The organism is Acinetobacter sp. Brlt_5 (assembly GCF_051949055.1).
Classification (GTDB): Bacteria; Pseudomonadota; Gammaproteobacteria; order Pseudomonadales; family Moraxellaceae; genus Acinetobacter; species Acinetobacter indicus.
On sequence record NZ_JAYJLP010000044.1, the window covers coordinates 1 to 1,377 of the forward strand.

Genomic DNA, 1,377 nt, shown 5'->3' on the forward strand with positions numbered 1-1,377 from the left:
AACCCATGCGTCAGTGGGTGTTGAGCTTCCCGTTTCAGCTGCGTTTCCTGTTTGCCAGCCGGCCCGAGATCATGGGGTGGGTGCTGGGCATCGTTTACCGCGTCATTGCCACGCACCTGGTCAAGAAAGCGGGCCATACCCACCAAGTGGCCAAGACGGGCGCGGTCACCCTGATCCAGCGTTTTGGATCGGCGCTCAATCTGAATGTTCACTTCCACATGCTGTTTCTCGACGGTGTGTATGTCGAGCAATCCCACGGCTCAGCGCGTTTCCGCTGGGTCAAGGCGCCGACCAGCCCAGAGCTCACCCAGCTGACGCACACCATCGCCCACCGGGTGGGTCGCTATCTGGAACGGCAAGGCCTGCTGGAACGGGATGTCGAAAACAGCTATCTGGCCTCGGATGCGGTGGATGACGACCCGATGACACCCCTGCTGGGGCACTCGATCACTTACCGTATCGCTGTCGGTTCACAGGCGGGGCGAAAGGTGTTCACTTTGCAAACTCTGCCGACCAGTGGTGATCCGTTCGGTGACGGGATTGGCAAGGTAGCCGGGTTCAGCCTGCACGCCGGCGTGGCGGCCAGGGCCGATGAACGCAAGAAGCTCGAACGGCTGTGCCGGTACATCAGCCGCCCGGCGGTATCCGAGAAGCGGCTGTCGTTAACACGAGGCGGCAACGTGCGCTACCAGCTCAAGACGCCGTACCGGGACGGCACCACGCACGTCATTTTCGAACCATTGGATTTCATTGCAAGGCTGGCCGCCCTGGTACCGAAGCCCAGAGTCAACCTAACCCGCTTCCACGGGGTGTTCGCACCCAACAGTCGGCACCGGGCGTTGGTCACGCCGGCAAAACGGGGCAGGGGCAACAAGGTCAGGGTGGCTGATGAACCGGCAACACCAGCACAACGGCGAGCGTCGATGACATGGGCGCAACGGCTCAAGCGTGTTTTCAATATCGACATCGAGACCTGCAGCGGCTGCGGCGGCGCCATGAAAGTCATCGCCTGCATTGAAGACCCTATAGTGATCAAGCAGATCCTTGATCACCTGAAGCACAAAGCCGAAACCAGCGGGACCAGGGCGTTACCCGAAAGCCGGGCGCCACCGGCTGAGCTGCTCCTGGGTCTGTTTGACTGACGAGCCTGAAGGCCAACGATACCAATCAAAATGCTGCGTTCACAGCGCCGCGGCAGGGATCCGCCGTGCTGGTTGTCGGAAAAGGAGCCGCTAGTGGGAAAGAGGAGGGTAAATTTTCAGCGTTGCTGGCTCCCCGTCAGCCGGATTGGGTTGCATCGCAGGGGTGTCGAAAGAGTCAACTGCGGTCCAAAGCTGTTGGACTTGGGTGAAAAGGGCGTTTATTCTTCCTATACGT

At 60.2% G+C, this 1,377-nt stretch carries 1 protein-coding gene; it reads left to right on the forward strand.

What is annotated here, in order from left to right:
• The coding region (locus VF685_RS14015) for an IS91-like element ISCR2 family transposase (protein WP_440203681.1) at positions 1–1,142 on the forward strand (1,142 nt) is incomplete at its 5' end.
• Between the last annotated feature and the right edge of the window lie 235 nt (positions 1,143–1,377).